The organism is Methylobacterium sp. NFXW15 (genome assembly GCF_049887755.1).
Taxonomy (GTDB): domain Bacteria; phylum Pseudomonadota; class Alphaproteobacteria; order Rhizobiales; family Beijerinckiaceae; genus Methylobacterium.
Map to the genome: position 1 here is coordinate 63651 of NZ_JAGEKG010000004.1, position 25746 is coordinate 89396.

Annotated in this window: 22 protein-coding genes and 1 riboswitch; of the genes, 9 read left to right on the forward strand and 13 right to left on the reverse strand. The window is 67.3% G+C overall.

What is annotated here, in order from left to right; translation table 11 throughout:
• Positions 1-125: 125 nt before the first annotated feature.
• The gene (locus J4O73_RS10330; RefSeq protein WP_426217012.1) at positions 126-365 is read left to right on the forward strand and encodes a hypothetical protein; all 240 of its coding nucleotides are present in this window, start codon (positions 126-128) and stop codon (positions 363-365) included.
• A 9-nt stretch (positions 366-374) separates the two neighbouring features.
• On the opposite strand, the gene J4O73_RS10335 is transcribed toward J4O73_RS10330, so the two are convergent.
• Complete coding sequence (locus J4O73_RS10335) at positions 375-1847, reverse strand: MFS transporter (protein ID WP_426217014.1); 1473 nt, start codon at positions 1845-1847, stop codon at positions 375-377.
• Positions 1848-1987: 140 nt separating this feature from the next.
• Between J4O73_RS10335 and J4O73_RS10340 the strand changes: the two genes are divergently transcribed.
• Positions 1988-2230 (forward strand): hypothetical protein, encoded by a 243-nt coding sequence (locus tag J4O73_RS10340; protein ID WP_426217015.1) that lies wholly within the window; start codon positions 1988-1990, stop codon positions 2228-2230.
• Between the two features lie 71 nt (positions 2231-2301).
• Complete coding sequence (locus J4O73_RS10345) at positions 2302-3525, forward strand: serine hydrolase domain-containing protein (RefSeq protein WP_426217016.1); 1224 nt, start codon at positions 2302-2304, stop codon at positions 3523-3525.
• Positions 3526-3552: 27 nt separating this feature from the next.
• On the opposite strand, the gene J4O73_RS10350 is transcribed toward J4O73_RS10345, so the two are convergent.
• Positions 3553-4545: a PPK2 family polyphosphate kinase gene (locus J4O73_RS10350; RefSeq protein WP_426217018.1), complete on the reverse strand. Its 993-nt coding sequence runs from the start codon at positions 4543-4545 to the stop codon at positions 3553-3555.
• 96 nt (positions 4546-4641) lie between these two features.
• Here J4O73_RS10350 and J4O73_RS10355 point away from each other — a divergent pair, with 96 nt between their 5' ends.
• The gene (locus tag J4O73_RS10355; RefSeq protein ID WP_426217020.1) at positions 4642-5229 is read left to right on the forward strand and encodes a histidine phosphatase family protein; all 588 of its coding nucleotides are present in this window, start codon (positions 4642-4644) and stop codon (positions 5227-5229) included.
• 142 nt (positions 5230-5371) lie between these two features.
• Positions 5372-9439 (forward strand): Pls/PosA family non-ribosomal peptide synthetase, encoded by a 4068-nt coding sequence (locus J4O73_RS10360; RefSeq protein ID WP_426217021.1) that lies wholly within the window; start codon positions 5372-5374, stop codon positions 9437-9439.
• Between the two features lie 6 nt (positions 9440-9445).
• On the opposite strand, the gene J4O73_RS10365 is transcribed toward J4O73_RS10360, so the two are convergent.
• Together J4O73_RS10365 and J4O73_RS10370 are read right to left on the reverse strand one after the other, a co-directional pair.
• The gene (locus J4O73_RS10365) at positions 9446-10387 is read right to left on the reverse strand and encodes an AraC family transcriptional regulator (protein ID WP_426217022.1); all 942 of its coding nucleotides are present in this window, start codon (positions 10385-10387) and stop codon (positions 9446-9448) included.
• A gap of 77 nt (positions 10388-10464) precedes the next feature.
• Entirely contained in the window at positions 10465-11847 is a 1383-nt protein-coding gene (locus tag J4O73_RS10370) for an aminotransferase (protein WP_426217023.1), read from the reverse strand.
• A gap of 107 nt (positions 11848-11954) precedes the next feature.
• Between J4O73_RS10370 and J4O73_RS10375 the strand changes: the two genes are divergently transcribed.
• Both J4O73_RS10375 and J4O73_RS10380 read left to right on the forward strand, forming a co-directional pair.
• Positions 11955-12494 (forward strand): hypothetical protein, encoded by a 540-nt coding sequence (locus J4O73_RS10375; protein WP_426217025.1) that lies wholly within the window; start codon positions 11955-11957, stop codon positions 12492-12494.
• An 82-nt stretch (positions 12495-12576) separates the two neighbouring features.
• Positions 12577-13062 carry a glutathione peroxidase gene (locus J4O73_RS10380; protein ID WP_426217026.1) on the forward strand — a complete coding sequence of 162 codons (486 nt, stop codon included), beginning with the start codon at positions 12577-12579 and terminating at the stop codon, positions 13060-13062.
• Here J4O73_RS10380 and J4O73_RS10385 read toward each other — a convergent pair.
• The 5 genes from J4O73_RS10385 to J4O73_RS10405 all read right to left on the reverse strand — a co-directional run bounded on the left by J4O73_RS10385 (position 13059) and on the right by J4O73_RS10405 (position 16818).
• Positions 13059-13409, reverse strand: coding sequence for a hypothetical protein (locus tag J4O73_RS10385; protein ID WP_426217028.1), 351 nt, complete (start codon positions 13407-13409; stop codon positions 13059-13061). The genes J4O73_RS10380 and J4O73_RS10385 overlap by 4 nt on opposite strands.
• Positions 13410-13483: 74 nt before the next feature.
• Complete coding sequence (locus tag J4O73_RS10390; protein ID WP_426217030.1) at positions 13484-14275, reverse strand: ATP12 family chaperone protein; 792 nt, start codon at positions 14273-14275, stop codon at positions 13484-13486.
• Positions 14276-14317: 42 nt separating this feature from the next.
• Complete coding sequence (locus tag J4O73_RS10395) at positions 14318-14974, reverse strand: HAD-IA family hydrolase (RefSeq protein ID WP_426217032.1); 657 nt, start codon at positions 14972-14974, stop codon at positions 14318-14320.
• 16 nt (positions 14975-14990) lie between these two features.
• Positions 14991-15386 carry a hypothetical protein gene (locus J4O73_RS10400; RefSeq protein ID WP_426217034.1) on the reverse strand — a complete coding sequence of 132 codons (396 nt, stop codon included), beginning with the start codon at positions 15384-15386 and terminating at the stop codon, positions 14991-14993.
• 121 nt (positions 15387-15507) lie between these two features.
• Positions 15508-16818 carry an RluA family pseudouridine synthase gene (locus J4O73_RS10405; RefSeq protein ID WP_426217036.1) on the reverse strand — a complete coding sequence of 437 codons (1311 nt, stop codon included), beginning with the start codon at positions 16816-16818 and terminating at the stop codon, positions 15508-15510.
• Positions 16819-16930: 112 nt separating this feature from the next.
• A riboswitch (cobalamin riboswitch) is annotated at positions 16931-17130 on the forward strand.
• Between the two features lie 232 nt (positions 17131-17362).
• On the opposite strand from J4O73_RS10405, the gene J4O73_RS10410 reads away from it, so the two are divergent.
• Both J4O73_RS10410 and J4O73_RS10415 read left to right on the forward strand, forming a co-directional pair.
• On the forward strand, positions 17363-19549 hold the full coding sequence (locus tag J4O73_RS10410; protein ID WP_426217038.1) for a TonB-dependent receptor: 2187 nt from the start codon (positions 17363-17365) through the stop codon (positions 19547-19549).
• Complete coding sequence (locus tag J4O73_RS10415; RefSeq protein WP_426217040.1) at positions 19546-20961, forward strand: PepSY domain-containing protein; 1416 nt, start codon at positions 19546-19548, stop codon at positions 20959-20961. The genes J4O73_RS10410 and J4O73_RS10415 overlap by 4 nt, the downstream gene beginning before the upstream one ends.
• 15 nt (positions 20962-20976) lie before the next feature.
• Here the strand turns inward: J4O73_RS10415 and J4O73_RS10420 are convergent, their stop codons facing one another.
• The 4 genes from J4O73_RS10420 to J4O73_RS10435 form a co-directional block, all read right to left on the reverse strand.
• On the reverse strand, positions 20977-23103 hold the full coding sequence (locus tag J4O73_RS10420) for a TonB-dependent receptor plug domain-containing protein (protein WP_426217042.1): 2127 nt from the start codon (positions 23101-23103) through the stop codon (positions 20977-20979).
• A 129-nt stretch (positions 23104-23232) separates the two neighbouring features.
• Positions 23233-23811, reverse strand: a complete 579-nt coding sequence (locus J4O73_RS10425; protein ID WP_426217043.1) for a MarR family winged helix-turn-helix transcriptional regulator — start codon at positions 23809-23811, stop codon at positions 23233-23235.
• 141 nt (positions 23812-23952) lie between these two features.
• Positions 23953-24339: a response regulator gene (locus J4O73_RS10430; protein ID WP_426217045.1), complete on the reverse strand. Its 387-nt coding sequence runs from the start codon at positions 24337-24339 to the stop codon at positions 23953-23955.
• 121 nt (positions 24340-24460) lie between these two features.
• The gene (locus J4O73_RS10435; RefSeq protein WP_426217046.1) at positions 24461-25726 is read right to left on the reverse strand and encodes an adenosylmethionine--8-amino-7-oxononanoate transaminase; all 1266 of its coding nucleotides are present in this window, start codon (positions 25724-25726) and stop codon (positions 24461-24463) included.
• Positions 25727-25746 lie beyond the last annotated feature (20 nt).

Sequence of the window (25746 nt, forward strand, 5' to 3'; positions counted from 1 at the left end):
AAAATAGCGCTGCTCCGCTTGACTGCCCGCGTTTTGTTGCATTGCGAAATTTTCAAACCGCAACGCACCAAATCTGTGTTTTCTTTTGTGGGCCGGGATGTTCCGGCGCCGCATCGGAGCACACAATGCGCACGATCTTCGTTCTTGCGTCGTCCGCCCTCGCCGCGGCGACCCTCGCCGCCGGCTTTGCCTCGGCCGACGACCGGATTCACGTCACCCCGCCGATCAGCCGCGAGCATGCCCGCGCCATCCAGGCCGCCCACCCGGCGAGCGATTTCACCGTGACGCCGCAGCCCGTCCTGTCGTCGGACACGCCGCGTCAGGTGTCGGCCGCCGTGTCCCGGATCGACGTCGCCAATCGCTGAGGTCAGGCCTCACACCGAGGCCAGCGGCTTTGACACATCCTCGAGGGACCGCCCTTCCGCGGCGGTCCCCCAGATGCCGCCCACAATGCTCGCGATGCCCATCAGCACCGCACCGAGCAGGTAGCCCGCGAAGACATATTCGCGCGAACCGCTTTCCACGAGCGTCCCGAACAGGAGCGGTCCCGACACGCCGCCGACGCCCGTGCCGATGGCGTAGAAGGCCGCGATGGCGAGTGCCCGGATCTCCAGCGGGAAGGTTTCCGCCACGGTGAGATAGGCCGACGAGGCCGCCGCACTGGCGAAGAAGAACACCGCCATCCACACGGCCGTCTGGCCCACGGCGCCGAACGCGTCGATGAGGAACAGGTAGCCTGCGCCGACCAACATCACGGCCGAGATGCCGTAGGTGAAGGCGATCATCGGCCGCCGACCGACCGTGTCGAACAGACGCCCCAGCGCCACCGGGCCGAGGAACGAGCCGAGCGCGAAGGGCAGCAGGTACCAGCCGACCTGTCCGCCGGGGACGTTGTAGAACTTCTCCAACACCAGGGCGTAGGTGAAGAAAAGGGCGTTGTAGAAGAACGCCTGCCCGACCATCAGGCACAGGCCGACGATGGTTTCCTTGCGGCTCGTCACGAACATCGCGCGCGCCACCTCGGAGAGGGGTGTGTGATGGCGAACGCGGATCTTGGTGTGCTTCTTCGGGTCCGGCGGGGGAAGGGTGACGCCCGCATCCGTGAACCGCTTTTCGATTTGCGAGACCACCCGGTCGGCCTCCGCCGTGTAGCCGTGGGTCGCGAGCCAGCGCGGGCTTTCGGGGATCCAACGCCGCAGGAACAGGATGACGAGGCCGATGGCGCCGCCGGTGAGGAAGGCGATCCGCCAGCCCCAGGCGGGGTCGATCACCTCCGGCTTCAGCAGCACGATCGACATGAAGGAGCCCAGGGCAGCGCCGATCCAGAAGGAGCCGTTGATGACGAGGTTCGTCCAGCCGCGCGCGCTCGCCGGGACCAGTTCCTGAATCGTCGAATTGATGGCGGTGTATTCGCCGCCGATTCCCGCGCCGGTCAGGAAGCGGAAGAAGCAGAAGCTCGCCACGTTCCAGGACAGGCCGGTCGCCGCCGTGGCCACGAGGTAGAGCGCCAGCGTGATGAAGAAGAGCTTCTTGCGGCCGATCCGGTCGGTCAACCAGCCGAAGCCCACCGCACCGGTCACGGCGCCGACGAGGTAGGATGAGGCTGCGAGGCCGACATCGAACTCGGAGAAGGCCATGGGCGGTTGCCGGAGGGCGCCGACCAGGGAGCCGGCGAGGGTCACTTCGAGACCGTCGAGCACCCAGGTGATCCCGAGCGCCACGATGACCAGAACGTGGAAGCGGCCCCAGGGCAGCCGATCGAGGCGCCCCGCGATATCCGTATCGACCACACTGCCGATCTCGGCGCGTTCGGGCGTACCGGCCACCCCCTCCACCTTGGTCGCCATGCAGCCCCATCCTCCGTTCACCACGAATCGTGAGACGCGATAAACCGCGCCACCGACTTGCTGTTCGCAACAGTCGCTTGCTCGATTCGGTTCGATCCCGTTTTCACTCCCAGGCTTCATCGTGAGGACATTCACAACGCGTGATCGCAAAGCCCCTCCCGATGCTCACCCGCCTGCGCTTCGCCCTCCTCGTCACGATCACGCTCGGCGGCCTCGCCGCCCTCCCGAGCGGCGCCGCGGATGACGCCCCTCACCGCATCGCTCTGGGTTCCGAGCCGCGATGGACCCTGCGCCCGGGCGAGGCCATTCAGACGCCGATCGACACACCTGCAACCCGTCACACCGTGCGGGTCGTCTATCCGCCGCTCCTCGCGGGACGCTGAGATCCAGCTCGCGCCTGTACGCCGGAGGGCGTACAGCGTCCTTCGCAACCCTCAGGGCGAAGGAGTGGCCGATGGGCGTGAGCCTCGATGCGGATCCGCGTGAAGTGGGGCTGTGCTCGCAGCGTCTGGCGCGGGTCGAGCCGTGGATGGATCGCCTCGTTGCCGATGGCCGCCTCGCGGGCCTGTCGGTCAGCGTCCAGCGGCGCGGCAAGACGGTCTTCGCCCGTGCCTGCGGGCAAGCCGACATGGCGCGCGGCACCCCGTTCACCCTGGATACCGTCACGCGCATCTATTCGATGACGAAGCCGCTCACCTCGGTGGCGGTGATGCAGCTCTACGAGCAGGGGCTATTCCAGCTCGACGACCCGGTCTCGCGCTTCCTGCCGGAATTTGCGGAGATGCGGGTTGCGGTGGGCGGGAACCGGGCGAAGATCGAGACCGAGCCGGCTCGCCGCCCGATTACCATCCGCGATCTGCTGACCCACACGGCGGGGCTGACCTACGGCTTCATGGACGCCACGCTGGTCGATGCCGTCTATCGCGAGAAGGGTATCGACTTTCTGGCGCGCGAGGGCACGCTCGCCGAAATGACGGCGCGAACGGCCTCGGCGCCCCTGCTCGCCCAACCCGGCGAAGCGTGGAATTACAGCGTCGCCACCGATGTGCTCGGCTATTTCGTGCAGGTCGTGTCCGGCCGCCCCTTCGCCGATTACCTGCGGGACGAGGTGATCGCGCCGCTCGGCATGGTCGATACCGATTTCCACGTCCGCCCGGACCTGATGGACCGGTTTTGCGCCTGCTACGTCTTCGACCGGGAGCGCAAGCTGCGCTCCTTCGACGATTCCATCGAGACCGCCTACGCGCGTCCGCCCGCCATCCCCTCCGGCGGCGGCGGCCTCGTCTCGACGGCGGCGGATTACCACCGCTTCTGCCGGATGATCCTCAACGGCGGTGAGCTCGACGGGCGGCGGCTTTTGGGGCGCAAGACCGTGGCGTTGATGGCCTCGAACCACCTGAATGGCGATCTCGCCGCCATGGGCACGCCGCGCTTCGCCGAGACGACCTATACCGGCATCGGCTTCGGCCTCGGCTTCTCCGTGATGCTCGATCCGGCCAGGGCGCAGATCGTCGGGACGCCGGGCGAAATCGCCTGGGGCGGCATGGCCTCCACCGCCTTCTGGATCGACCCTGCCGAGGATCTCGCCGTGGTGCTGATGACCCAGCTCGTTCCCTCCTCGGCCTTGCCGATCCGGAAGGAACTGCGGGTGCTGACCTACGCGGCCCTCGTCGATTGATTCGAACGGGGCTGACCCACGCCGTCATCAATCCTCGACCTTGAGAGACGCGATGTCTTTCGAGGCTTCGGGGAATTGCGGGTTCATGGCGTCGAGCGTATCGGCCACGGTCTTGGCCACCACGTAATTGCGGAACCACTTCCGGTCCGCAGGGACGATCAGCCAAGGCGCATAGGGCGTCGAACAACGCCCGAGCGCGTCGGCGAAGGCCTCTTGATACCGGTCCCATGATTTGCGCTCGACCAAGTCGGACGGGTCGAACTTCCAGTGCTTGGCCGGGTCCGCGATGCGCTCCTCCAGCCGCTTCTTCTGCTCGTCCTTGGAGATGTGCAGAAAGAATTTCAGGATCGTCGTGCCACTCTCACTGAGCAGCCGTTCGAAATCGTTGATGAGTTCGTAACGGGCACGCCAGACTTCTTCGGGCACGAGGTTCTTCACCCGAACCACGAGGACATCCTCGTAATGGCTGCGGTTGAAGACGCCGATCATCCCCCGTCCAGGAACGCGGCGATGGTAGCGCCAGAGAAAATCATGATCCATCTCCTCGGCCGAAGGTACCTTGAACGAGGACACAGTGCAGCCCTGGGGGTTCACGCCCTTCAAGACGGCGCGCACCGTGCCGTCCTTGCCGCCCGTGTCGATCGCCTGCAGCACGATGAGCAGGCTGCGTCGACGCTCGGCGTAGAGTTTCTCCTGGCTGTCGGAAATCCGGTCGCGCAACGTGCGGAGCTCTGCCTCCGCCCAGGCCTTGTCCAAACCACCATCGGCGCGGGTGTCGATGCGCGCGAGATCCACGACATCGCCGGGCTTCGCCGCGATCAGTCCGGGCGCGGGCACGATGGGGGAGGGGGTGTGTCCCGCGAGGACGCCGGGCTTCACTCCGGCGATCACCCCGGCGGCGTTCGCCCACAGGGATGTCGATGGTGGGTTCAATTGCCCGTGTGAGAGATCGTCCCGGTCTGCTACCTCGCTGCCGGAGACGGATTGGCCGCTTTCGTGCTTACCGTTTTTCTTGGACATCCGGTGACGCCTGTGGGGGGCTTTGCTGTGCGGCTTCGGAACGGCCGGGACGTCGGCTCGTTCCGCGTGTCGTGTTCCTCGTAAGGAACGTTGGGTTTGCGGACACTCTATTTCATCCGCCACGGCCAGACGGGCTGGAATGCGGAAGGTCGGCTCCAGGGAGCGCACGATATCGATCTGAACGGCATCGGCGAGGAGCAGGCGGCATCGGTCGCCTCGCGTCTTGCCGCCGTAGCGGGTTCCTCCCTCGCGGAGGCGACCTTCTTCGCGAGTCCGTTGATCAGGACGCGCCGGACCATGGAGATTATGCGCGCAGCCCTCGGCCTGCCGCCGGAGGACTACGCCGTCGATCCGCGCCTCCGGGAGATCGGCTTCGGCGCCTGGGAAGGATCGACCTGGGCGGAAATCCGTCGCCGAGACCCGGCCGGAGCGCATCAGCGCGACCGCAACCGCTGGCAATATCAGCCGCCGGGGTCGGGCGGGGAGAGCTATGCCATGCTCGCCGAGCGTGTCGCGCCTTTCCTCGCGGAACTCGGCCCGGTCTCCGTCGTGGTCGCCCATGGTGGTGTGGCGCGTGCCATGCTCGTGGCTCTGGGCCAACTCGACATCTACGCCGCCCCGCGCCTAGGCATTCGCCAGGGCGAGGTTCTCGTCGTGGACGAGACCGGTTGGCGCTGGGCCTGATGACCCGCAAGCCACGGTCGACACTTCGTCAACGCCTCTGAGGCGCTTGCGTGCAAAGCCGCCTCGCTAACGGCACGATCCACGGGCTATAGGGCGCTGGGATGTTGAGCGCCGGCGGGTGTGGCCGGCAGCGGAGCAGCGCATGAGCGACCTCGCCGAGAAGTCCTTGCCCGCATCGGCGGCGCGGGACGCGCGGCCGTCGGACGGTGGGGCGGTTCTCTACGGAGACCGGCGGCCCGATTTGATCCGCGATGAAGTGCTCGGTGAGATCTTCCTCGCCTCCGCGAAGGCGCGGCCCGATCACCCCTGCCTCATCGACGGCGCGAGCCTCGGCGCGGGTGGCCTGCATCCGCATGTGAGCTATGCGCAGGTGGTCGTCAGAGCGCAGCGCATCGCCGCCGGGCTGGCGCACCGGGGCATCGGCCCCGGCGACGTGGTCGGCCTCTGGATGGCCCGCGGGCCGGACCTCTTGGTCGCGCAGATCGGCATCACCCTCTCGGGCGCCGCATGGCTTCCCTTCGATGCCGAGGCTCCCGCGGATCGCGTCGGCATCTGTCTGGGCGATGCGGCGGCCAAGGCGCTTCTCGTCTCGCCCGCCCTGGAGCCTCAGGCGCCCGCCAACACCCCGGCCCTGACCCAAGCCGCCCTCGACAGGGATACGCCGTCCGACGCGCCCGTGCCCGATGCCCGGACCAAGGGCCTCACCCCCGGCCATCCCGCATACCTGATCTACACCTCCGGCTCGACGGGCGTGCCGAAGGGCATCGTCATCAGCCACGCCAACATCTGCCATTTCCTCCGCTCGGGGAACGCTCTCTACGGGATGCGGGCCGACGACGTGGTGTTCCAGGGCGCCTCGGTCGCCTTCGATCTCTCGATGGAGGAGATCTGGGTTCCCTACCTCGTCGGCGCGACGCTGTTCGTTGCGAGCCCGTCGATGATGGGCGATGTGGAGGCGCTACCCGGCATCATCGCGGCGAACGGCATCACAGTGCTGGACACCGTCCCGACGCTGCTCGCCATGATCACGGGTGACCTGCCGAAGGTGCGGCTCGTGCTGCTCGGCGGCGAGGCGCTGCCGGAGCCGCTGATCGCCAAATGGGCGACGGCGACCCGCCAGCTCTTTAACACCTACGGACCGACCGAGGCGACGGTCGTGGCGACCGCCGCCGAGATGCGCCCCGGCGAGCCGGTGACGATCGGTGGGCCGATCCCGAATTATTCGGTCTATGTGGCGAGCGAGGAGCTTCGTCTGCTCGGGCGCGGCGAGCACGGTGAGTTGCTGATCGGCGGCCCCGGCGTCGCGGCGGGCTATCTGCAGCGGCCGGAACTGACGGCCGAGAAGTTCCTCGCGAACCCCTTCCCATCGGATGGGTCGGACCCCGTGCTCTATCGCTCGGGCGATGCGGTCTCCCTCGATGCGGACGGACGCATCGTCTTCCACGGGCGCATCGACGACCAAGTGAAGATCCGCGGCTTCCGCGTGGAGTTGGGGGAGATCGAATCCCGCATCCGCGCGGTGCCGGAGATCAACCAGGCGGCGGTGGTCCTGCGCTCCGACGACGGGGTCGACCGCCTCGTCGCCTTCCTGATCCCCGAGCGCGGACAGCCTCTCGACACGCCCGCCCTGCGCAAGCGCCTCGCCGCCGAGATGCCGCCCTACATGGTGCCCGGCCATTTCGAGGTGGCCGAGACGCTGCCACGCCTCACCTCCGGCAAAGTCGATCGCAAGGCGCTGAAAGTCGCCCCGCTGACCGTGGTCGCCGCGGACGGTGAGCAGGAGCCGCCGGACAACGACACCGAGGCCGCGTTGCTCGCCGCCGCCAAGCAGGTCTTCGGCGCGCAGCCGATCCCCTTCGAAGGCGACTTCTTCGCCGATCTCGGCGGACATTCGCTGCTGGCCGCGCGCTTCGTCTCCGCCGTGCGCGAGACGCCCGCGCTCGCGGGGATCACGCTGCCCGACGTCTATGCCCAGCGCACCCTTCGGGCGATGGCCAGCACGCTGATCGAGCGGACCGGTGGCGTCGGCGCGGAAGCGGCCGTGCGCGACCTCAGCTTCGCGCCGCCGCCCCTCCTGCGCCGCGCCCTGTGCGGGCTCGCCCAGGCGGTCGCGCTGCCGTTCCTCATTGCGCTCGCCACGGTGCAATGGCTCGGCATCTTCGTCACCTATCTGCTCCTGACGGGCGGCGGATTGAGCTTCTTCGCCGAGCTCGGCGTGCTGCTCCTCGTCTACATCGCGATCAACGCGGTGACGGCAGCCATCGCGGTCATCGGCAAGTGGCTGGTGCTCGGGCGGACGAAGCCCGGCCGCTATCCACTATGGGGTGCCTATTACTATCGCTGGTGGCTGGCGCAGCGGCTCGCGCCGCTGGTCCACGTGAAGTGGCTCCAGGGCTCGCCCGCCATCGCGACCTATCTGCGCCTCATGGGGGCGCGGATCGGCAAGGACGCCCTCATCTCCGATATCGAGATCGGCGCACCGGACTTGCTGCGCGTCGGTGACGGTGCCTCGCTCGGCGGACGGCTCGTCATCGCCAACGCGGAAATCGTCGGCAACGAACTCGTCATCGGCAAGGTCGAGATCGGGGCCGATGCCATCATCGGCACGTCCTGCGTCATTTCTCATGACACGGTGATCGGCGCCCAGGCCGAGGTGGCCGACCTCACCACCATCCCGGCCGGCAGCCGTGTCGGCGACGCCGAGCGATGGGACGGCTCGCCCGGCCGCAAGGTCGGTATGGCCGACACGAGCGATCTGCCGCCGCAATCGGATGCCTCGCCCGGCCGCCGAATGGCCTTCGGCATCGTTTACGTGTTGCTGCTCGGCGCTATCCCTGCCGTGGGGCTCCTGCCGATCTTCCCGGCCTTCTTCATCTTCGATCAGATCTCGGATTCGCTCTCCGACATCACCGACATCGACTATCACTTCTATCTGCCGATCCTCACGTGGCCGACCGCCATGCTGATGACCGCCGGGACGGTGCTGCTGATCACCGGCCTGCGCTGGCTTATCCTGCCGCGCACCCGCCATGGGACCTACTCGATCCACTCCCTGTTCTATCTGCGGAAATGGTCTCTGGCGTTGGCCGTCGAGGTGACGCTGGAGACGTTGGCCTCGCTCTTCGCCACCGTCTACATGCGCGCATGGTACCGGCTGATGGGCGCCCGGATGGGCGAGGGAGCCGAGATCTCGACGAATCTCGCCGGGCGCTATGACCTTGCGGAGGTCGGCGCGCGCAACTTCATCGCCGACGAGGTGGTGTTCGGCGAGGAGGAGATCCGCCGGGGCTGGATGCATCTCGATCCGGTCCAGACTGGCAAGCGGGTCTTCGTCGGAAACGATGCGGTGGTGCCGCCAGGCGCCGTGATTCCCGACGACGTGCTGATCGGCATCAAGTCGAAGCCGCCTTCCAACGACAAGATGGCGCCAGGTGAGACGTGGTTCGGCTCGCCCCCGATCCGCTTACCCGCCCGCCAGAAGGTCGATCTCGGCTCCGCCGCCCAGACCTATGAGCCCGGCCTGTGGCCGAAGGTGCGGCGCGGCGTGTTCGAGGCATTCTCGACCTCGTTCTCTCCAATGCTCTACATCACCCTCGCGATCACGGCGATCGATTGGTACTTCTACCCGGCGATCCTCGAACGCGACTGGTCGGGCCTTGCCATCAGCTTCGTGACGATCAGCGTCGTCATCGCGCTGATCCAGTCCTCGGCCGTCATCGCGATGAAATGGGCGCTGATGGGTGTCTATCGCCCCGGCATGCGGCCGATGTGGTCGTGGTGGGCCATGCGCACCGAGGCCATCGCCGTGGCTTATTGGGGTCTCGCCGGAAAGGTGCTTCTCGAACACCTCCAGGGCACGCCGTTCCTGCCCTGGGCGTTGCGCCTCTTCGGCGTAAAGGTGGGGCAGGGGGTGTGCATGCTCACTACCGACATCACCGAATTCGATTGTGTCGAGATCGGTGATTTCTGCACCATCAACCGCGTCTCCGCCCTCCAGACCCACCTCTACGAGGATCGGATCATGAAGGTCGGACGGGTGGTGGTCGGACGCGGCGTGTCGGTCGGCGCCTTCTCGACGGTGCTCTACGATACCAAGGTCGGCGACTATGCCCGGCTTCGCCCGCTCACCATCGTGATGAAGGGCGAGTCGATCCCCGCCAACACCGAATGGGAGGGGGCGCCCGCCGTGCCGGTGGTGCACAAGGCCTGAACCGGCTTAGAAGCCCCGCGCACTCGCCCGGTAGTCGCGCGGGGTCAGGCCGTAGGCTTGCCGGAAAGCCTGGGACAGGGCGGCCGTACTGCTGAAGCCGAACGCGTCACTCAATTCGCCGATCGTCCGCCGTTCGAGCGGATCTTCCAGCGCAACGCGAAGGGCTGAGAGCCGTTGCCGCGCGAGGTAGCGCGCGACGCCACCTTCCTGCTCGAACAGGCGATAGAGCTGGGAGCGCGACATGCCCAGCGCCTTCGACATCGCGTCGATCTTCAGCGGCGAATTCAGGTGGTCCCTGACGAAGCGCTTCGCGGCCCGAAGCCGGGCGTCGTTGAGCGGCACGCTCGCCTCGGCGAAAGTCGCGAGGCTCGGGCGGACGCAGGCCGCGAGCATGTGCAGCGTGGCCTGCGCGATGTGGGCGGAATCGGCCGTGGTGATCGCGTGGCTGTTCCTGGCCAGCGAACGCAGGTGATCCGCCAGCAGCAGACCCGTGCCGCCCTGGAGAACCAGCCCGTGCAACCCATCCTCGTTGGGCAGCACGGAGGTCACCGACGCCCTCGGAAGCACGAGAATGACCGAATCCGTCTCCGGCACGAGGCTGCGCCGGTAGCTCTGCGACATATCGTTGAAGCTGACCGAACCCGCCGGCACATCCACCACGCCGCGTTCGGTATCGGCGCTGTAGGCATGGCGGCTCAGGTGCAGCACGAAGGAATCGAGGCCATCACGCCGGGTCTGTAGACGGCTCCGCGCCGGACCCTGGCTAACCGCGTTCATGACGCGCAGGGACATCGGACCCACTTGCGCCGTCTCGATCCGCGCAGAGAAACCCTGCGCGTCGGCCGCGAGATCATGCGCTGAGAACAAGGAGCGCCACGCGTCCAGACGTTCTCGCTCCGGCAGAGCGTCGGTCGAGAAATGCGCTCGGGGTACGTAGGTCAAGGCCATTGCTGATCGCTTGAGTCAGCCAACACTCAAGCTCGCAGCATGATGGAGTTCTTGCGCGCCGTGAAGAAGCGCGAAGGTTACACTGCCGCAAAGCCTTCGGTGCGGATCCAATCCCGTGTGCGGTCGAGCGCCCGGGTCAGGCGGTCGAAGAGGGCATCGATCTCGTCCGGCGTGATGATCAGCGGCGGGCACACCGCCACACGGTCACCCGCGAGGAAGCGGACGATCAGACCCTCTTCCTGGGCGAAGGCGACGCAGCGTGCGGCCACGCCCGCCTTCGGGTCGTACTGGCGGCGGCTCGCCTTGTCCGCGACGATCTCCAGCCCGCCGATCAGACCGATTCCCTTCGCCTCGCCGACGATATCGTGCTCGACCAGCGCCGAAAGCCGCCGCTGGAACTGTGGGGCTTTCTCGGCCGCACCCTCGATGATGCGGTCGCGCTTGTAGATTTCGATCGCCTTGATCGCCACGGCGCAGGCGACCGGGTGGCCGGAATAGGTAGTGCCGTGGCCGAAGCCGCCGAGTTTCTCGCTCTGCCCGACAAGCACGTCGTACATGGCCGGATCGATGGTGATGCCGCCGAGCGGCACGTAGCCCGAGGTGACGGCCTTGGCGAAGGACAGGGTGTCGGGCCGCATGTCGAGGGCCTGCCCGCCGAACCACGTGCCGAGGCGACCGAAGCCGCAGATCACCTCGTCGGCGATGAGCCTTACGTCGTATTTGGTGAGCACGGCCTGAATGGCGGGGAAGTAGCCCTTCGGCGGGATGATGGCCCCGCCCGCGCCCATCACGGGCTCGGCGATGAAGGCCGCCACCGTCTCCGGCCCCTCACGGAGGATGGTCTCTTCCAGCTCCGCCGCGAGGCGAGCCGAATAGGCTTCCTCGCTCTCGCCCGCCGCGGCGCCCCGGTAATGGTGTGGCGTGGAAACGTGGAGAAAGCCGGGAAGCGGCAGATCCCAGTCCATGTGGTTGGCGGGCAGGCCGGTCATGGAGGCGCTGGCGATGGTCACGCCGTGATAGCCCTTCTTGCGGGCGATGATCTTCTTCTTATTCGGACGTCCCAGCGCGTTGTTGTAGTACCACGCCAGCTTGACCTGCGTGTCGTTCGCCTCCGAGCCCGACGAGCAGAAGAAGATCTTCGAGGTCGGGATCGGCATCAGCTCCTTCAGCGTCTCGGCGAGTTCGATCGCCGGATCGTGGCTGCGGCCGGAGAAGAGATGCGTGAAGGGCAGCCGACCCATCTGCGCAGAGGCTGCCTCAACCAGTTCCGCGTTCGAATAGCCCAACGCCGTGCACCACAGCCCCGCCATGCCCTCGATGTAGGGGCGGCCCTCCGTGTCGAAGACGTGCACGCCTTCGCCGCGCTCCAGCACGAGCGGGCCGGTGCGGCGGTGGTTCGACAGATGGGTATAGGGGTGAAGCAGGGTTTCGACGTCGCGGGTCGCGAGGTTCGAGAGCATGCGAACGGTCCTTGGGCGGAGACCGTGCCACACTACCGGCACGATGGGCTCGCAGAAAGGTCCGCCATCCGTGGATTCCTCCGCCCCGGATGCATGCCGGACAGTCCATGCAGAGCCCAGAGAGTTTCGTCGCGCATCCTGCGCCCGGCCGCGCCTGCGGCACCTGCACCCTGTGCTGCAAGGTCTACGACGTTCCGGCGGTCGAGAGCGTCGCCGGGCAATGGTGCCGCCACACCGTTTCCGGCCGGGGCTGCGCGATCCATGCGACGCGGCCGGACCATTGCCGCGCCTTTCATTGCCTCTGGATGACGGAGGGCTGGCTCGGTCCGGAATGGAAGCCAGACCGCGCGAAGATGGTGCTGACCCTCGACCCCGTCAGTCGCAACATGAACGTGCAGGTCGATCCCGGACAGGCGAATGCGTGGAAGCGCGAGCCGTATTACGGCCAATTGCGCCGCTGGGCCGTGGCCTCGGCCGACAAAGGCAGGCACGTCCTCGTCCACGTGAACAAGACGACCACGCTGGTTCTGCCGGACAGAGACGTTGCCCTCGGCACGGTCGCGCCGGACGAGCGCATCGTCACCCGCGAGCGCATGACGCCCCAGGGTCTGACCTTCGACGTGGAGAAGGTGAAGTCCGCCGCCTGAGGCGATCGGTCCGCTGGGGATAGGCCCGCCCGTTGGCTGAAGGCTCTATGCAGCGTGCCTGCGCCATGGGATTCGAACGGGCATGACGACAGTCCACGATTTCACCGTCCGCGCTGCCGACGGCAGCCCCCATCCTCTGGATCAGTATCGCGACCGGGCGCTGCTCATCGTCAACACGGCATCGCGGTGCGGTTTCACGCCGCAATATGCGGGGCTCGAGGATCTGTGGCGGGAGAAACAGGACGAGGGGCTCACCGTCCTCGGTTTTCCGTGCAACCAGTTCGGCAAGCAGGAGCCCGGCGATGCACAGGAGATCGCCAAGTTCTGCTCGCTGACCTACGACGTGACCTTTCCCGTCCTCGCCAAGGTCGAGGTGAATGGCGCGGACGCGGACCCGCTCTTCGTCTATCTCAGCCGGGCCAAGCGGGGATTGTTCGGCACGTCCAACATCAAGTGGAACTTCACCAAGTTCCTGATCGGCCGGGACGGCATCCCGATCAAGCGTTTCGCGCCGACGGACCGGCCCGCGAAGCTGCGTGACTCGGTGGAGAAAGCCCTGAAGGGTTAGCGCGCTTCGATCGCTTCGAGCGGAGCTGTCCAGATACGGCGGGTGGCACGCATCGCTTGATGGTGCACCGGCGAAACCGAGTCGCGCAGGATGCCGGCCAGGAACCGGCATTCGGCAACGCGGCGCAGGAACGACTCGGGAGCGCCGCTCAAAACCATCGATCGTTCCAGGTCAGCGAGCGAGTCGAATAACGCAATGCGCGAATCGCGGTCACGATGATCCCGAGAGGCGCGAAAAATCGCTCTCAATTCATCGGCAATAGAGTTTTCGTCGGTGTTTTGAGCGGACATCGGGCGGCCGAAACCTTTCGATGTCCAGGCTAATAGCATTTCGGCCGGTTGCGCCATAGGGCGATTTGCGGACCGAGGATTGTGGTGAAAATGGCGCCGGCATGTTGCTGGCGTGCATCGGCGCCACACCCTTAGGGCAAGGCGGCTATCGTCTTCGCCGCAGCGTCGAATTCGGCCCGGCGGACCGCCAAGCGCGCCTCGGCCTCCTCGTCCCGGCCCCAAACATCGGCCTGATAGGTCTCATCCACATGGGCTGCATCCCACGCGGCACCAGGCTCGAGGCGGCCATCCAGGACGGCAAGCGCCAGAATCAGGGACCCGGTGAGGGTGGTGAGCGTATGCAGAGCCGCGAGGCGGAACGGGTCGTCAACTCGCCGTACCGCTTCAGTGAGCGCCTGAATGGCCTGCGGCGGTTGGGTGACGTGCATCACGCCCTCGCTGAGAATCAGCTTCGCCCCGAGCGTTTCGTAGGCCCAATCGAGCAAGGGGTCCCAGGCCTTGGCTTGCGCCGAGACGAGGCGATCCGGCTCGGCCGCGCGATAGGCCAGGAGATCGGTCTGAGCATAGGCACAGAGGTCGTCGGCGACCGCCTCGATCCGAGTCGCCACGCCGTCGATCGCGGTATTGGCCAGACGTGTGAGCGGCATCGTCGCCGGATCGATCGATGTGTCCTGCGCCCCCCATTCCGCCGCCACGGCGCTGGCCAGCGCATCGGTCGGCAGCACGAGCGGGTTGCGGGCGGGTGTGTTGGCCGAGCGGCCGTCGAGGGTCAGCCGGAAGCCGCCTTCTGCGGGCGCAAACCCGGCTTCCTTGTAGAAGCGCCGGGGGAGGGCGGGTTTCGCTCCCGTCCGGGCCGCCCGCATGGGGTCCGGCTTGCCCTCGTCGCCCGGTTCACCGAGCCAGTCTCGCGTCACGTCGCTCATGGGAGGGACATAGGCGTTCAGGACGCGCTGCGCGAGAGGGTTTCAGGCCACTCCGCCGCCGATCAAGCCTTCCAGAGCCAGCGCATTCTCCACCACCGACACCGCTCCGGCGCGTAGCAGCGTGCCGGGCGCGTGATACCCCCAGGCGACGCCGATGGGCGCGACGCCCGCATTCACCGCCATGGTGATGTCGAAGGTCGTGTCGCCGATCATCACAGTCGAGTCCGGTGTGGTGCCCGCGTCTTCCATGGCTTGCAGCAGCATGGCCGGGTCCGGCTTCGAAGGCGCATCGTCGGCCGTCTGCGTGGTGACGAAGCGGTCCTCCCATCCGTAATGCTCGATCAGCCGGTCGACGCCCCGGCGCGACTTGCCCGTCGCGATGCCGAGGACAACGTCCGGCCGGGCATGGAGCCTATCGAGAAGGTCGCCCATGCCGGGGAACAGCGGTTCCTCATGCTCGGGGTCGAGTCGCAACCGATTATAGGCGTTCTTGTAGGCCTCGGAGAGTTCGGCCACCGGCCCGTCTTCGCCGACGAGGCGCCGGAACGCCTGCGGCAGCGATAGCCCAACCACGGAGAGCGCAATCCTCCGCTCCGGCGCCGGAAGGCCGACCTCGGCGAAGGCCACAGCCTGCGCAGCGACGATCAAGTGCTGGCTGTCGACGAGCGTCCCGTCCACGTCGAAGACGACGAGCCTCATCTCCGGCCTCGCTTCGTCATGGCTTACGGGTCGGCGCGGGGGCAGGCAAAGTGGGCGCCTGTTGCTGCTGCTGTTGTTGCTGATGCGCGCGGGTGCGCTCGTAGCCGAGGCGGCAGCGGATCAGAAAGCGCCGTCGTTTGCCGCCGCGATATCCGCGCTGGTGCGAGGCACGGTTGCAGGCCGCATAGGAGCGTCGCCGTTTGTCCCGCCCCGCCACGACTGGTGCGCCGGGCGCACGGGCTTCCGTTTTGGGCGGTTCGGCTTTCGCCGCATCGGCCCTGGGAGCCTCCGCCTTCGGAGCCTCCTGCCGCGCGGGGGCGGGCTTCTGTTGAGCGGCATCGCCCGGCGCCGCCTGGGCGATGGGGGCCGTCAAACAGAGAGCGGCGAGGCAGGCCAGAATCGCGTGCTTCATATCCCAGGGTCTCGACCGTCGGATTACCCGGCAGGTAGGCGCACGGCCGAGCAACGCAGCATATGAGGCGGTCGGCGCCGTTGCCAAGGCATCGGCGCCGGTGTGGGCTCTCACGACCCGCTCAATCTTCGGGTGCATCCACCACGGGATCGTAGCGGCTCGCATCGAAGCCGAGCAGATTCCAGCTCTGTGCCATGTGTTGCGGCAAAGGCGCGCTCACATCCACGGGCTTGCCCGTACGCGGATGGGGAATCACGATCCGCCGGGCCAGGAGATGCAGACGGTTCTGAATGCCGCCGGGCAACTCCCAGTTCTCCACCGAGAAGTATTTCGGGTCGCCGACGATCGGGTGGCCGATATGCGCCGCGTGGGCACGCAACTGGTGCGTCCGGCCGGTGACCGGCTTGAACGACAACCAGGACAGCTTCTGCGCCGCCTGATCGACCATGGCGTAATAGGTCAGCGCGTGGCTCGCGCCCTCCTCGCCGTGCTTGGCGATGCGCATCCGTGCGTCGGCATCGGTCGGCTCGTCCTTGGCGAGGTAGGTCGAAACGCGGCCCTGGCGCACGCGCGGCACCCCCGCGCACAGCGCCCAGTAGATCTTGCGGGCGGCGCGCGAACGGAAGCTCTTGGCGAGCGTCGAGGCGGCGAGGCGCGTCTTCGCGATGATGAGGCAGCCCGCCGTATCCTTGTCGAGCCGATGCACGAGGCGCGGCTTCTGCCCATCCGGCCCGATCATCGACTCGAGCAGGCCGTCGACATGGCGCACGGTGCCCGAGCCGCCCTGGACGGCGAGGCCGAACGGCTTGTTGAGAATCATCATCTCCGCATCCTCGTAGAGAATGAGGCTGCGGATGAAGGCTGCGTCGTCGGATTCGCGGGCGGGATTGCGGGGGCGCTCGCTCGGCTGGTCGAGGCGGAGCGGCGGCACGCGCACGCTCATCCCCGGCTCCAACCGGTCATTCGGCTTGGCGCGCTTGCCATCCACGCGCAACTCGCCCTTGCGGACGATGCTTTGCACCCGCGTAAAGGGCAGCTGCGGGAAGCGGGCGGTCAGGAAGCGATCGATGCGCATTCCCGCCTCGTCGGCCTCGACCGTCAGCGTCTGGACGCCGGAAGCCAGCGTCGCCGAGGCTTCAGCGCGCTGCTCGCGGCGCGTCGGTCCAGGGGCGGGCGCGACGGCCTCCGGCTTGGCGGGCTTGCGCGGAGGCGCCTTCTCGCGCGGCTCGGGCGCGGCGGCGGGGATCCACGGGGCGCGCTCGCCCGCATCGTCTCCCCGCGCCCGTGCGGCGCGTTCGGCGGCGTCCTTGGCGCTGGTGCGCGGGCCCGTGCGGGCGCGATCCGCGCCAAAGGGGGGCTTGCGGCCGGGCCGTCCGTCGGGGCGGCCATTGCCGCCGGAGGGGCCGCCGCGGCGGGGAGGTCGTGTGGTCATGATCTTCCTGGAATGCCCGCCGCATAGCATCGCGGGAGCCACCCGGCAAAGTCTTCACCTTGGATGGTAGCCGATAAGCGCCGAGCCCGCGTTGACGCGTGGCGATCCCGTGGCCTAGCTTAGCCGTGACGGTTCCCTGCAAAGGGATCAAAAGGGAACGCGGTGGGGAGCTCGCTCCGAAGCCGCGGCTGCCCCCGCAACTGTAAGCGGCGAGCCCAGCACCACCGCGTCACTGGATGCCTGTCATCCGGGAAGACGGTGCGAGGGCGATGACCCGCGAGCCAGGAGACCTGCCGTCAGCCGTGGTCACACGCGAAACGCGCTGGGCGGGGTGCCCCGGCGGGTGTCGAGGCACTGCCCCATGGGCGTGCCGAGGCCTCGTTCGCGGTGACGTGCCACAGCAAGCGCGCCCGCAACCGCCATGTTCCCCTCTCGTCCGTTCGACCCGTTCGCAGGAACTCGTCCGCGCGGCTCTGGACATGTAATGTTGTTACATTGCAATGGGAGCGAGGCCGGTCTTCGCCGCGCCGGAGTCCGCCGTCTGATGTCCGCTTCTCATCCTTTGAGCCGCAAGCGCCTGTTCGCGGCGCTCAGCCATGCTCCCCTCATCTTCGCCGCGCCGCCCGCCTCGGCGCAGGAGGTCGTCACCCTCGAACAATTGTCGGTCGAAGGGGAAGGCGGGGTCAGCCTCACCCGTGCCGCGCCGGTCGGTCTCAACCTGCGCACGCCCGATCGCACGGCGAGCCGCATTGGCCTGACCCCGCTGGAGACGCCCGCCAGCATCGACATCGTGTCGGGGGAGGCTGCGCGCCTGCGCGGCCAGACCTCCATCGCCGAGGCGGTGACGCAGGACGCCACCGGCATCACCACGATCGCCGATCCCGGCAACGGCAACGGGGCGTTCACCAGCCGCGGCTTCGCGGGGCCGAACTCGATCCAGCAACTCTATGACGGCACGCGCTTCTACGTTGGCGCGGGAACCGTGACGTTCCCGTTCGACACGTGGAACGTCGAGCGGATCGAGGTGCTGCGCGGCCCGTCCTCCGTGCTCTACGGCGACGGGGCAATCGGCGGCATCATCAACGTGGTGCCCAAAAAGCCGGTCTTCGTTCCCATCAATACCGCCCGCGCCGTGGTGGGTTCCGACGGGTTGGCCCGGCTCGCTTTCGATTCGGGCGGTGGCATCGCGCAGGCCGAATATGGCGACACGTTCGCCTACCGCCTCAATGTCAGCGGCAACCGGGCCGATGGCTGGTTGCGGCCAGAGGGAGATTTCCGCAATCTCGCCGTCTCGGCAGCCCTGCTGTTCCAGCCGAGCCCCGATCTCGCGATCACCCTCTCGCACGATCTCGGCTACCAGGAGCCCGCGCGCTACTGGGGCACGCCCCTCGTCGAAGGGCGTATCCCTGACCTGATCCGCTTCAACAACTACAATGTGCGAGACGCGAAGATCACCTGGGCCGACAACTGGACTCAGCTGAAGGCCGAATGGTCGCCGAGCGCCGATATCACCATCCGCAATACGGCCTACCGTCTGACCTCGCGTCGGCATTGGCTCGACGTCGAGCAATACGCGTTCAACCGCGGCACAGGGTTGGTCGACCGCAGCAACTACCTCGAAATCTACCACAATCAGGAGCAGGTCGGTAATCGGCTCGACGCGACCTTCCGGAGCGATGTACTCGGCCTGCCGAATGTCTTCGCAGCGGGCTTCGATGTAAACCACATCGATTTCCTGCACACGAACAACTTCTACTTCGACCAGACCACCAGCGTGCCGCTTACCGGCTATGATCCCGGCCTGTTCCCGCAAAATGGACGAGCTCGCCCGGCCTACGCGACGCAGACGAGCCAAGCCTCGGTCTTCGCCGAGGATCGTCTGATCATCACGGACAAACTCTCTTTCCTCACCGGCGCCCGGCTCGACGTGCCGACGCTGCGGCGGACGGATCTGCAGACTGGGGCGCAGTTCGAACGCACGTTCAATGCCCTCGGCTACCGGTTCGGGCTCGTCTACAACCCGACGCCGGACAGCGCGCTCTACGCCCAATACAGCTACGCTACCGATCCGGTGGGGAGCCTCATCACGTTGTCGCAGTCGCTGGCAGGCTTCAAGCTCGCGACCGGTGATCAGATCGAGGTAGGGGCAAAAGGCCTTGCCTTCGACGGCCAGCTCGAATGGACGCTCGCGGGCTATCGCATCGTGAAGGACAACCTGATCTCGCGGCTTCCGAACTCGCCTGCCGCGGGCGTTCAGGTGGGCAGCCAATCCTCACAAGGCGTGGAATTGGCCCTCGGCTGGCGTGTCGCGCCCGGATGGCGGATCGACGGCAACCTCGCGCTGCTTCACGCGCAGTATGACAGCTTCACCCAAGTGGTGAACGGCGCCACCGTCTCCTATGCGGGCAAGCAGCCCATCGACGTGCCGGAGCGTGTGGCCAACCTCTGGCTCACCTGGGAGCCGAGCCGGGATTGGGCGGCCCGGATCGGCCTGCAGAACATCGGTCAGGTCTATAGCGACTTCGGCAACACCGCCCGGCGCCCGGCCTATACCTTGGTGAACCTAGTGCTCGACCGGCAGGTGACGGCGGATTCGCGTCTGTCGCTGCGAGTCTACAACCTGTTCGACAAAGTCTACGCCATCAACGGCAACGCCGTGGACGGGGTCGGCACGAATTGGCTGCTCGGGCGCCCTCGTTCGGTCGAGGTCGCCTACACGGTGGCGTGGTGAGCGCAGCGGGAAAGGCAGCGCGGCGTTGGCTGCTCCTGAGCCATCGATGGCTCGGGATCGGCACGGCGCTGCTCTTCACCCTATGGATCGGCTCCGGGCTCATCATGCTCTATGTGCCGTTTCCCTCGCTGAGCCGCGCGGACACGTTGGCCCGGCTGGCGCCGCTGGATTGGGACAGGGTCCGAATCGGCCCCGATGCCGCGATGGCCGGAGTTGGCCCGGTGGATGCCGCATCGGGCCTTCGGCTGGACATGCGGGACGGAGCGCCGGTCTATCGCTTCGCCCGTCCTGACGGCGCCCGCATCACGGTCTCGGCCGAAACCGGCGAAAAGCTAGGGCTGGTCAGTGCCGACAGCGCACGGCGCATCGCGGGCGGGGGCGAGTTCAAATCGGTCGAGCGCGATCAGTGGACCGTCACCGCACGCTACGATCCCCTGCGGCCGTTCATAAAAGTCTTCGCCGGGGATCCGGACGGCACCGAAACCTACGTCTCCGTGGCTACGGGGGAGATCGCCCTCGTCACCACACGCTGGCAACGAGGCTGGAACTGGGCGGGCTCGGTCATCCACTGGGTCTATCTCACGCCCCTGCGGGCGGCGCCCGAGGCGTGGCGGCAGGTGGTGCTGTGGCTCTCCGGCGCGGCGAGCCTTGCGGCCATCACCGGCATCGTCATCGGCATCTGGCGGATGCGTCTGCGGCGTCGCTATCGTGGCGGCGCGGTCAGCCCGTATCGCGGCCTCGCCCTGTGGCACCACGCGTTCGGCCTCGTTGGGGGCGCCGCGCTCATCGGATTCATCGTGAGCGGCTGGCTGTCCATGAATCCAAACCGTTGGTTCTCGTCGCTCACGCCCCCCGCGACCATGCGAGCCACCTATGCGGGCACGCCCGGCCCCGTCGGCCTCTCGCCAACCGACCTTCGCGATAGTGGCGGGCCGAGTCTGACGCTCATGCGCTTCGCCTCCATCGGCGGGCGGTGGTTCGTGATCCGCGAAATGCGGGACGGCCCGCAGGCGACCGGACTTGATGCCTCCGCCATCGAAGCCGCCGCGCACGTTTCGGGCGGGCGCCTCGTCTCCGTCGAGCGACTCCCGGCTTACGATGCCTATTGGTATCCGCAGGGGGATGAGCGCCCACTGCCGGTCTTACGCCTGATCTTCGATGACCCGGCCGCCACGTGGCTGCATGTCGATCCGCGCGACGGCACGCTTCTCAACCGGCTCGACCGCTCGGGCCGGATCAACCGGTGGCTGTTCTCCGCCCCGCATAGGCTCGACGTTCCCGGCCTGACCCTGCGCCCCTCGGCCCGGCAGGCGAGCCAATGGCTACTGAACCTGCTCTGCGGCGGGATCGCACTCACCGGGCTTGTCGCAGGAGCGCGGCGTCTCGCCCGATCACGGACGCCCCGTCCGTGATCGGGCGAATTGTCCTCAGAACCGGGCGGTGAGGAACAGGCGTACGTTGCGGCCCGGCAGAAGGATTTCGTCCTTCTTGAACGAGGCCGAGTTGCGGATATCCGCGTCGAGCAGGTTACGGCCCTGGACGCCCAGCGTCACCGAGCTCGCACCGTAGAGCTTCGGATCCAGCGGTTTCGTGTAGCTCACCTCGGCACGGAGGTCGTCGTAGCCCGCCGTGGGCGTTTCGAACGGCGCAATGCTCCGGTGGTCGAAGGCGTGGAGCAGGTTCACCCGCGCGAACCAGCCATCGGCCCGCACATAGACGCCGCCGCCGACGCGATAAGGCGGGATGCGCGGCACGTTGGTGCCGTCATCGAACTGGGCCCGCACGAAATCGAACTGCCCTTCGACACCCGCGAAGCCATCACCGATGGGGAGGATGTCGTACTGGCCGATGATCTCCGCGCCGTAGAAGGTCGCATTCTGCTGCTGGTAGACGATCTGCCGGTTTTCCGTACCGGTGCCACAGGAGGCGAAGTCGTCGTCGCAGAACAGGCCCGTATAGTTGCGGTAGATGAAGCCCGTATAGCGCGTGTAATAACCGGTGGCGTCCAGGCGCAGCGGCCCGACCGCCCGGCGGATGCTGGCCTCGATGGTCCGGGCACGCTCGCGTTTAAGATTCGGGTTGCCGATCTCGAAGGTCGCCGTGGCATCGTGCGGCCCCTGTGAGAACAGCTCGTAGCCGCTCGGCCCCCGCTCGACATAGGAGCCGGTGAGGCTCGCCACGAAGTCGAAGGGCAGATCTTGCAGGGCGCCGAGGCTCACGCTCTTGGGCGCGAAACGGCGCGTGCGGGCGAACTGGAACGGCTCCGCACCATTCTCCGGCAGGAAGTTCTCAGGGAAGATCGCCGCCGTACCGGACACGCGATCGACCTCGTAGCGGCCCGCCGCCTGGAGGCGGGTGCCCGGGCGCAGTTCGAGTTCCTCGAACAGGTACACCGCGTTGGCGCGCGACTCGGTCTTCGGCAGGAAGGATTCGAGAGCGGTGTTGATGACCCGCCGGTCGGATTGGAAGCCGAGGGCGCCGGTCAGCTTGCCGAGCGCGGTGAAGACCGGGACGTGCTGGAATTCGACCCGGGCCTCGGCCTCGCGATTCTTGAAGGTCGCCTGGATCCCCTCGATCCCGTCGCCGCCGATACCGACCTCATTGTGCTTGTAGACCGAGTAGCCCGCCCAGTAGCGGATGACCTCGATCGGCCCGTCTTCGGGGCGGTACTCACCCCGGCTGACCACGCGGTCCTGATTCGGCGTGAGTCGGGTGCGGGCATCCGCCGAGACGTCGCCGGGAATGGCGTAGACCGCGTCGTAATGGCTGAACGAGATCCCCGCGAAGCCGCGGTCGCCGATGGCGGAGATACCGAACGCCCCGCCCTGGGACTCGTTGTAGGAGTTGCGCTGGATGCCACCGGGGATGGCGTAATTGTCGGCGGCGGTTTTGAACCCGTCCGCGTGGACCGCGATCCCGTCGCCGCCCGCATCGACGGTCGCGGCGCCGAGCCTTCCGTTGTCGACGGTGGAATAGCCCGTCGTCACCTGCCCCTGCACACCGTTGGCCGGAATGAAGGTCGGGACACGATTGTTGTCCGCCGAGACCACGCCGCCGATCGCGCCGGAGCCGTAGCGCAACGTCGCCGGGCCGCGGATCACCTCGATCCGATCCGCCACCAGCGGATTGACCGGAACGGTATGGTCCTCACCGAGATCGGACACGCCGCCATTGGCGATGCCGTTCTCCTGAATCCGCACCCGCGCATTGTCGAGTCCGCGGATGATCGGGCGGGAGGCTGCGCCGGGGGCGTAGGTCGTGCCGGAGATGCCGGGCCGGTCGAACAGCGCGTCGCCGAGGGTGCGGGGCTGGTCGCGGGCGATCTGCTCTCCGGTCACCACCGTGACCGGCGAGAAGGTGTCCGTCGCCACTGGAAGAATGCCGGTGGGGAGTGCCGGTGTGGCGACCGTCACGGGCCGGACCGGTTGCACCGGCGTCGGGCTCGTGACGCTGATCTGGTCCAGGGTGACCGCACTCTGGCTAAGCGCCGGGCTCGCGCCGAGGAAGGCGGCGCAGGCGAGGAGGGGCACGGCGGGGTGGCGCGCGGACGACATCGGCTCTCACAACTCGTTATAACGTTTCAATGCCGCGTGGCGGTCGCGCCCTGCAAGGGGTGCCGGCGCTCGCCGCCGAGAAGGCTGTGAAACGTTACAAAGTTGCAACTGTCCGCTTGGACGGCGACTCTACGGTTCGAGGGCGTCGGCCTCGTCCTCGCCTTCCATCTCGGCATCCATGTCGGAGGCCGGACCCGCCGCGCCAGCGGCTCCGGCGAGGCCCTTGGCGGCCTTGCGCAGAAGCTTTCTGAGTCGGCGGCGATCGCCCTTGTCGAGGTGATCGAGCAATTCCGCCTCGACCTCTTCCTGGATCGCCTCGATCGCCTGAGCCTTGGCGAGACCAGCCTCGGTCAGGCGCACGCGAACCACACGACCGTCTCCGGCTTCGGCACGGCGCTCGACGATGCCGAGGGCTGCAAGCCGCGTTACGGTCTTGGAGGCGGTGGGCGGGCGCACGCGCAGGAGCGCGGCGAGGTCGCCCATGGTCATCGTGCCGGCGGCGGCCAACACCTGCACCACCTGCTCCTGGCCGGCGAACAGACCGATCTTGGCCAGCCTGTCGCCCGTTCGGGCACGGTGGAGGCGGGCTGCCTGGATCAGCGCCCAACCGACGCTGCGAGAGCCCGGAGGCCGCAGCTTCTTCGATCCGGGATCGAAAACGGTGTTATCCACCCCCGCCCCGTGATCGAGCTTCGCTTTGTCGCCCATTGGCGAGCCTGAGTCGGATCCGGCGGCAACCACCGGAAGATCGTAGACCTGCACCCTTCGATTCCCGTCCTTCTCCCGGCACGAGGCTCTTGGAGGAAGACCGGTGACGGTCGGATGACAAAGGCCGAGATGGCTTGCGGATCAGCAATCCATCAGATGACGCAAGCGCTGTAGGATGTCTTCACCGCTGCATGGCCGCGCAATGAATTCGGCGTGTCCGGGCATGCGCTCGGGATCGGGCGCGGAACGGCCCGACACGATGAGAATCGGCAGCTGCGGGCGCGCCTCGGCCACCGAGGCGGCGAGATCGAACCCATCTGTCTTTCCCGAAAGCTGAACGTCGGTGACGAGCCCGCAGATATCGGGCCGTGTCTGAAGAATGCTCAGGGCGCGCTCCGCCGACGCGCACTGGATGGTGTCATAGCCGCCTTCTTCGAGGACGTCGCCGAGGTCCATGATGGTGAGCGCCTCGTCCTCGACGAGGAGGATCACCGGCCGATCGTCCGCTCTCGTCTGCTCGCTCGTCACGTCATGCTCCTCCCCCGCCGCAATCCCCCCGGCATGACCGGTTTGCGGCGTCTCCAGCCCTAAGCCCAACGGGAGAAACGCGACGGAGTTGCAGCCCTGGTTGTACCTCTCGCGCACGCGCTCACGAAATCGCGCACTGGGTCTCCTCTCGGACCGTTTCCGTCACCGCCTCGATCAGCCGAGTGAGATCGGTCGCTTCGATCGAAAGCGCGGGCGTCAGGTAGAGAATGTCGCCGAAGGGGCGCACCCAGACGCCGCGGGCCACGAGCCGCTCCTTCAGCGCCGCGAGATCCGGCGACGTGGCGAATTGCACGCAGCCGATGGCGCCGAGCACGCGCACATCCGCTACGCCCGGCAGGCGGCGCAGGTCCGCGAGGCCTTCGGTGAGACGGCTCTCGATAGCGCGCGCCTGCTCGAGACGGGGCTCGCGCTCGAAGAGATCGAGGCTGGCATTGGCGGCGGCGCAGGCGAGGGGATTGGCCATGAAGGTCGGCCCATGCATCAGGGCGGCCGCCGGGTCATCCGACCAGAAGGCCGAGAAGATGTCCGTCCGCGCCACCGTGGCGGCCAGGGTGAGGGTCCCGCCGGTCAGAGCCTTCGACAGGCACACGATGTCGGGGACGATGCCTGCCTGCTCGCAGGCGAACATCGTTCCGGTGCGGCCGAAGCCGGTGAAGATCTCGTCCACGATGAGCGGCAGACCGTGGCGCCGGGCGAGGGTGGCGATGCGGGCCAGAACCTCCGGTGGATGCATCACCATCCCGCCCGCGCCCTGCACGAGGGGCTCCACGATCAGGGCGGCGAGCCGGTCGCGATTGTGCGTCAGGGCGGCGTCAAGGGCGTTCGTTTCGGCCTCGGTCCGGGGCAGGTCGCAGACGATCTGCTCGGGCAACCACGCGCCGAAACGGCGATGCATGCCCTCCTCGGGGTCGCAGACCGACATCGCCCCCATCGTGTCGCCGTGGTAGCCGCCCCGGAAGGCGAGCACCTTGGTCCGCCCCGCGACGCCCCGGTTAATCCAGAGCTGGGCAGCCATCTTCAGCGCGACCTCCACGGCGACCGAGCCCGAATCGCTGAAGAAGACGTGGTCGAGATCACCCGGCAGAAGGGCGGCGAGCCGTGCCGCCAGCCTCTCGGCGGGCGCATGGGTCAGACCCCCGAACATGATGTGAGGCATGGAGGCGAGTTGGGCCGCAACAGCCTTGGCGATGTGGGGATGGTTGTAGCCGTGGACGGCCGTCCACCACGAGGCGATGCCATCCACGAGTTCACGCCCGTCCGCGAGGCGGATGCGCGTGCCCATCGTTGCCACCGCCTCAAGGGGAGGAGCAGCGCGCTTCATCTGCGTGTAGGGGCGCCAGAGGTGGGTGGATCGTGCCTCGTTCATGCCATCGGGGATGGACAGCG